Origin of the sequence: Methanobrevibacter filiformis (genome assembly GCF_001639265.1) — an archaeon.
GTDB lineage: Archaea > Methanobacteriota > Methanobacteria > Methanobacteriales > Methanobacteriaceae > Methanacia > Methanacia filiformis.
The window spans coordinates 1-6,390 of sequence record NZ_LWMT01000047.1 but is presented as its reverse complement, the minus strand read 5'-3'; the positions used below and the strand labels follow the sequence as shown (position 1 = coordinate 6,390).

Below are 6,390 nucleotides of genomic sequence, written 5' to 3'. Positions count from 1 at the left end.
TAATTTTTTAACATTTCAATGAAGATTGGTCAGGACTTTGAATCATAGTGTATTAATAAAGTAGTATGAATTTTATAATATATTTGTAATACAATTTTTCTCAGGAGGCAAAATTTTGACACACTCGATAAAAGTAATAATTTAAAAGAATTCAATTGCGAAAATAATGATTTAAACGAGTTTTTAATAGAAGATTCCATCAATCAGCAAACATACTTGCTGAATGTAACTTTTCTAGCATTTTATGAAGACAGTTTATTAGCATACATAACTTTATCAACAGACAATATTAAATTGAAAAATTTAGGAGAAAATTATAAAGCTAAATTTAAAGGAAAGAATGTAATATACAGTTATTTTCCAGCGATAACTGTTGGTAGGCTAGCTGTTGATACTAAATACCAAAAATTAGGAATTGGTAACTTTATGATAGAATGGGCTGTAATGTTTTGTTTAAATATCTCAAAAAAAGTAGCGGGTGTGAGATTTATAAAAATTGACTCCCATATAGAAGCTATAAAATTTTATGAGAAAAATCATTTTAAAATAGTGCCAAACAAAGAAAAAACAGTTGAAAAAGAATTAAAAAAATATGAGCAAGCAAAAAGAGTAAATGATATTAAAACAGCTAATACAATAACTATTCCAATGTACCGTGATTTATACAGAGAAAAAGAATAAAATAAATTAATAAAAATTAAATAAATGATCCTTTCCCTCAAATCGTTTTTTAATACTTTTAAAATTTTCTTTTTCTTCAGTAGTTGTAGGTCTTAACATTTCATCAATAAAAGCCTCTGCATCTTTACCCACTAATGTTAAGCCCATTTTAATTGGACTTGCCATGACAATTACTCCTTATTTTATAAATTACTATGTATTATATAAAACATAATATATAAATTTATTCTTTCTTGTTTATGTGAACATTATCATACCCTATAGAATAAAGTTATAAACATTACAATATTTGTATTATTCAACTAATTTTAAGTTTAAATCAAAACCTAAAAGTATTTAAAATTAATTTACCTTGAATATTTAAATAATTTTTAATATTAGAACCTTCATGTTTTACTTTATCGATTTTATCTAAATTAGTAAAGCCTTCTTTTAATCCAGAAAGATAATATAAGCCATAACCTTTTTTTAAGAAAAATATAAATTTTATTAAAAATCCAATAGCTAAAAATATAAAATTGCATATAAATTGAATTATAGGCATGTTTTTATAGGGAACAAATACATTATTCCTTGCTGCTAATCTTATTTTAAATTTATTATACTGACTTCCACTTGTTCCACTTCCATAATGGTAAACTATGGAATCTTTAACTAGTATATTTTTATAACCAAATATTCTTGCTCTATAACCAATATCAACATCTTCCATATATGCAAAGAAATTCTCATCAAAATAGCCTATTTCATCAAAAATGGATCTTCTATATAAAGCAGCACCTCCACAAGAAGAAAATATATCCTGTCTAAAATCATAGCTATTAATATTTTTGTTTAATCCTAATTTCCTTGTGTATCCCAAAAATGAGTACATATCTCCAGCATCATCAATTAATTCCCTATTATTAAATTGTAACATTAAAGAGGAGGCTGAAAATATATTTGAATCTTTTTTAATAGCTATTAATAGATTTTTAATTGCATCTTTTTTTACTTCAACATCATTATTAAGTAAAAATACAAAGTCTGCACTTGCCTCCATTATTCCTTGGTTAATAGCTATTGAAAATCCTTCATTTGTTTTATTCTCTATTAATTTAAAGTAATCATATTTATTTGTAAACTCCTTTATGAAATCTTGACTTCTATCAGTTGATCCATTATCAATTACAATGATCTCCTTTATATATACACTTTGAGCTATTAATGAATCAAAACATGTTTTTAAATAGTGTTTACCATTGAAATTAGGGATAATTACTGAAACCTTCATTTTACACCTTTGAATTATTTGTGTTAATCATTGAACTTCTATAGTAGAAATATGTTCAATTAATGATTGAATAATTATTATTATATTAAATATATTTGAAATAGTATATATTTATTATTATCTTTTAGAGTAAACATATAAACATGAAATAACTTTTAAAACGAGAAGCCAAAGATTTCTCTAAATTTCAGTCACAAAATAAAGTTTCGTCATATGATATTCCAAAAAATAAGCAGTTAAACATATAAAATACCTTTATAATATGAAACAATTATCCATAAAACATTAAATAGATAATTAAATATAAAAATAAGAAAGAATATATTAAAAATTCAAAAATTATTCTTACGAAGAAAATTTACTGCTTCAATCTCGTTTTCTATCCATATCTGTTTTATCATTCTTTTTATAATAAATTGGAATAAAATAAATTAAATGTAGAGATCTGTCTAATCAAATATTAATCTAAATCCAGATCTATTTCTCTTTTTAATAGACTTACAACGGAATTTTTAACTTTAAATATAAGTAATTGCGTTTTTAATATATTAACATGGAAACAAGTGTTATTTGTTGGTATTTTACCATTGGAACGAATTATATCATTGATTAAAGCTGTTTTAAACGTTTCTAAATCCTTTTTAAGAGTTTTACATTTTTTATATAAACTATCACAATCTTCATCAAATTTGTTATAATGTTCACATCTATGATTAGTCCTCGTATACTCTCACAGAATACTCATCATCCCTATAAAAAACAAATTCAGGATCTAAAGGTTTAGTAAACTCAGCAACTCTCCATGGTTTATCACCATGAGAATAATCACTTATACTACGAGCATTCATACTTGAAAGTTTCTCTATGACATTATCAATAACTTTCCGTTCATTATTAGAAAGTAAATTAATATCTGGATCTTTTAATGAAAAATAATGATACCTATAATAGCTAAGAACAGGCTTTTTTTCATTATCTATTTTATATTCTTCCTCTAATTCATTACAACATTTATCAAAACTACTAGGAACAGGTCCATTTTCACGTTTAATATATGTCTCATCAGTTATTGATGTTTCATAGATTTCATAATGATTAAAATCAGAAAAGTACATTAATTTATATAAAACTGTTTTGCCAAAATTATCTTTATCTTGACATTTATGTACAATATAATGTATGACTTGTTTCATTTTTTCTTTATTAAAAGTCATGCAAAGCCTCTCAAGAAATAGTTAGTATATTATATAATATGTTTTTTACTACCCTATAAATATTTATTTCACAAAAACCAATGATAAGTTAATATGTAAAAGTTAATATGTAAAAGTCTTGAAAATAAGTATATTAATAAGCAAAAACAAAAATCAAGAAAAATTAAATGAAACTAATAAAAACAAAGATAAAATAATGGTTCCGACGAGATTCGAACTCGTGATCCCCTCGTTGTAAGCGAGGTATCATACCCCTAGACCACGGAACCAAGTACAACAAAACATTGAATTATAAACTATATAAACTTTTCCATTTCAAAATTCAATTAATAAGTAATTTAGTTTAAATAGATATTATTTAATAAAAAACAATGCATTAATAATATTAATAGCTATTATAAAATAAAATAACCATTAGCAGTCCTACAAAATAAACAAATTGATAATAATAACTAATAAATTTATAATAGATATTATAAAAATAGTATTACAAAGTATTGAATATTATTAATATTACAATGAAAATTAAAGATACAAAAAATATTATTGTTCCTTTAACAAAAAAACCACTTATATCTTCTATTAATATCTTAACACCTTTTTTATTTAGGACTAGGTTTAAACCATAAGATAAAAGTACTGCAGAAATGATTCTAAAAGCTCCAATTGGTCTTCCAGAGATTAAATTCAGAGACTCTAAACCAATAGACAATATATATGAAATAGCAACCACTAATATTATTAAAGAAACCATATTTCCAAATATAGACCTTATAACTGGAACAATATTAATGGGTTCCTTTTTTTTCTCTGGAACACGGCGTTTCAAACTAGCTTTTTTAATTGGTCCGTTAGAATAGTTATTAACCACCCTATTTTCATTAACTTGTCCTGAAACATTATTTAAATTTTTATCAGTTCCAGAAATAGGAAATTGAACTTGAGAAGGATCTAAATTATTATCATCATCAGAATAATTATTATTATTAGAATTATTAAGGCTATTGGAGTTATTGGGATTATTAGAAGTATTAAGGTTATTGAAGTTATTAGGTTTATTTACTGAGTTATTTAGATTATTATGATGATCAATTGTGTTACTATGATGATTGTTAGCCATTGACTGATGAGTAGCTAAACTTGCTCCTTTTTTAGAGAATTTTTTAGCAAGTATTAGTAAATTTTCCCTATCAACTAATTTAATACCTTTTCTTGATGCATAGCTTCTTGATTGTGTTGAAAAAGATGAACTAGTTACAATAGCTATTTTAGATGCTTTTAAATTGCGTCCAACCATTTCCATTTCTTTTAAAACATCAATACCGACTTTCCACTGAACATCGTAATTTTTACAAGTGACTACAACAGTAAAATCACCTAATACACTTGGAAGAACTCCATAAATGTCTACAACCATTTGTGAAGTTTTAAAATCCTTGTAAACTTTAAAACCTGACTCTTCCATTACTGTCGCAATGAAATTAACTAATTGTAGCTTTTCCATGTTCTCACCATATATACTTATTTTTATTAAAATTACTATTGTGAATATTGTTCATAATAAATTAATCTATCCCCATATAATATTATATTAATAATTATCAAATATTGTTAGATAATTAGTATAATATACATTATAATTTATTATGTTTCACATAATATTTAATATTTGTCATTAAAATTACAATATAGTATTATTTATTAAAATATATAGTTAATATATTTTATTCAAAAAACATGTGAAAGAATTAAGTGAAAATTTAAATTATATTAAATTACATCAAAATATCAATAGTAGATCAAATGAATTGTAAGTTAAAATCAAGTTAATAGCTAAAAATAATATAAGAATATTTTAATAGTTATCTTATATTAATAATAATATATGAGAATATTATTAAGTAATGATGACGGAATTAAGTCACTGGGAATACTAGCTTCTAAAAAAGCCGTGGAATCTCTGGGAGAAACAATTGTTGTAGCACCTCAATCTCAGCAAAGTGCTATTGGAAGAGCTTTAACATTGTTTAAGCCACTTAGAATAAATCCAACTAAACTTAAAGATGGATCAAAAGGATATGCAGTTACTGGAACTCCAGCAGATTCTGTGACTCTTGGAATATTTGAATTAAGTGAAAAAAAGCCTGATTTAATGATTTCAGGAATAAATCTTGGTGAAAATGTTGGAAAAGGTGAACTTACTACATCTGGAACAATAGGAGCTGCAATGGAAGCTGCATCATTTGGAATACCAACAATAGCTATTTCACAGCAAGTAACAAGAGGAGATATAAAGTTTGATGATGGGACAGCTGAGATTGATTATGATCTAGCTAAAAAAATACTACTAAAAATAGCTAAAAATGTATTAGATAAAGGAATGCCTAAGGGGTGTGATGTATTAAATATAAACATCCCTTCAAACCCAGATTCAAGTGATATAGCTATTACAAAGCTTGGAAAACGAATGTATATGCCAGTTATTGAAACAAGATTCGATCCTAGAGGAAAGCCATATTATTGGATTGGAGGTGCTCCATATGAAGAAAATGAGCAAGGAACAGACGGATATCTGTTAAAAGTTAAAAAACAACCTACAATCACACCAATAAGTTTAGATTTAACAAGTAATTTAAAATCATTAGATGATTGGATTTAATCAAGTTAGAAGATCTTTGATTTCTCGTTTTGAAAAATCTGAGATAATCTTTATTTCATTACATTAAGATCTTTCAAGATTCGATCTCTTTCTTTTCTAAGATCCCCTAGGAATACTTCATCATCGCAGCCATTCTTTTCTAAATATGCAATAGTTGTTGTTATAGCTTGTAAATTAGTTTCTAATTGATTTATTACCATGTTATAATACTCCTTATAGGCATTATACCTTAATATGATATTTGCCTTAGTTCAAGTTATAAAATCTAAAATAATATGAAACTATAAAAATTTTATAGTATTATACTAACTATTAAAAAAAATATTAATGATTGCATTAATTTATAGTACAATCACGATAAATATATAATATATTATGTTAAAACCTATAATATATAGTTATGTTATTAATAGTATAAATTACTTTTTAAATTCTTTTGGCTGTGCAATAATTAATTTTTCAGTTGATGGATGACAGTGAATTTTCTTAGTTGTGGTTAGATTGTAAATTATTTTTTGTAGTTTTTTTTATTTGTTGTCTATGTTTTTCATTGAATATCTATT

General features: G+C 24.7%; 6 protein-coding genes, 1 tRNA gene and 1 pseudogene. 2 read left to right on the top strand and 6 right to left on the bottom strand.

What is annotated here, in order from left to right; all coding sequences use genetic code 11:
* Nucleotides 1–216: 216 nt before the first annotated feature.
* Nucleotides 217–681, top strand: coding sequence for a GNAT family N-acetyltransferase (locus MBFIL_RS01920; protein WP_066970966.1), 465 nt, complete (start codon nt 217–219; stop codon nt 679–681).
* 6 nt (nt 682–687) lie between these two features.
* Here the strand turns inward: MBFIL_RS01920 and MBFIL_RS10440 are convergent, their stop codons facing one another.
* The 5 genes and pseudogenes from MBFIL_RS10440 to MBFIL_RS11305 form a co-directional block, all read right to left on the bottom strand.
* A complete protein-coding gene (locus tag MBFIL_RS10440; RefSeq protein WP_157078616.1) occupies nt 688–846 on the bottom strand; it encodes a hypothetical protein in 159 nt (52 codons plus the stop codon).
* Between the two features lie 154 nt (nt 847–1,000).
* Nucleotides 1,001–1,954 (bottom strand): glycosyltransferase family 2 protein, encoded by a 954-nt coding sequence (locus tag MBFIL_RS01915; protein WP_066970964.1) that lies wholly within the window; start codon nt 1,952–1,954, stop codon nt 1,001–1,003.
* 713 nt (nt 1,955–2,667) lie between these two features.
* Entirely contained in the window at nt 2,668–3,168 is a 501-nt protein-coding gene (locus MBFIL_RS01910; protein ID WP_066970962.1) for a Panacea domain-containing protein, read from the bottom strand.
* Between the two features lie 197 nt (nt 3,169–3,365).
* Nucleotides 3,366–3,437: transfer RNA gene (locus MBFIL_RS01905), tRNA-Val, on the bottom strand.
* An 883-nt stretch (nt 3,438–4,320) separates the two neighbouring features.
* Nucleotides 4,321–4,672: pseudogene (locus tag MBFIL_RS11305) on the bottom strand (restriction endonuclease); the annotation flags it as partial.
* A 381-nt stretch (nt 4,673–5,053) separates the two neighbouring features.
* On the opposite strand from MBFIL_RS11305, the gene surE reads away from it, so the two are divergent.
* Nucleotides 5,054–5,827, top strand: a complete 774-nt coding sequence (gene surE / locus MBFIL_RS01895) for a 5'/3'-nucleotidase SurE (protein ID WP_066970958.1) — start codon at nt 5,054–5,056, stop codon at nt 5,825–5,827.
* A 50-nt stretch (nt 5,828–5,877) separates the two neighbouring features.
* On the opposite strand, the gene MBFIL_RS10920 is transcribed toward surE, so the two are convergent.
* Nucleotides 5,878–6,027: a hypothetical protein gene (locus MBFIL_RS10920; RefSeq protein ID WP_211261688.1), complete on the bottom strand. Its 150-nt coding sequence runs from the start codon at nt 6,025–6,027 to the stop codon at nt 5,878–5,880.
* Nucleotides 6,028–6,390 lie beyond the last annotated feature (363 nt).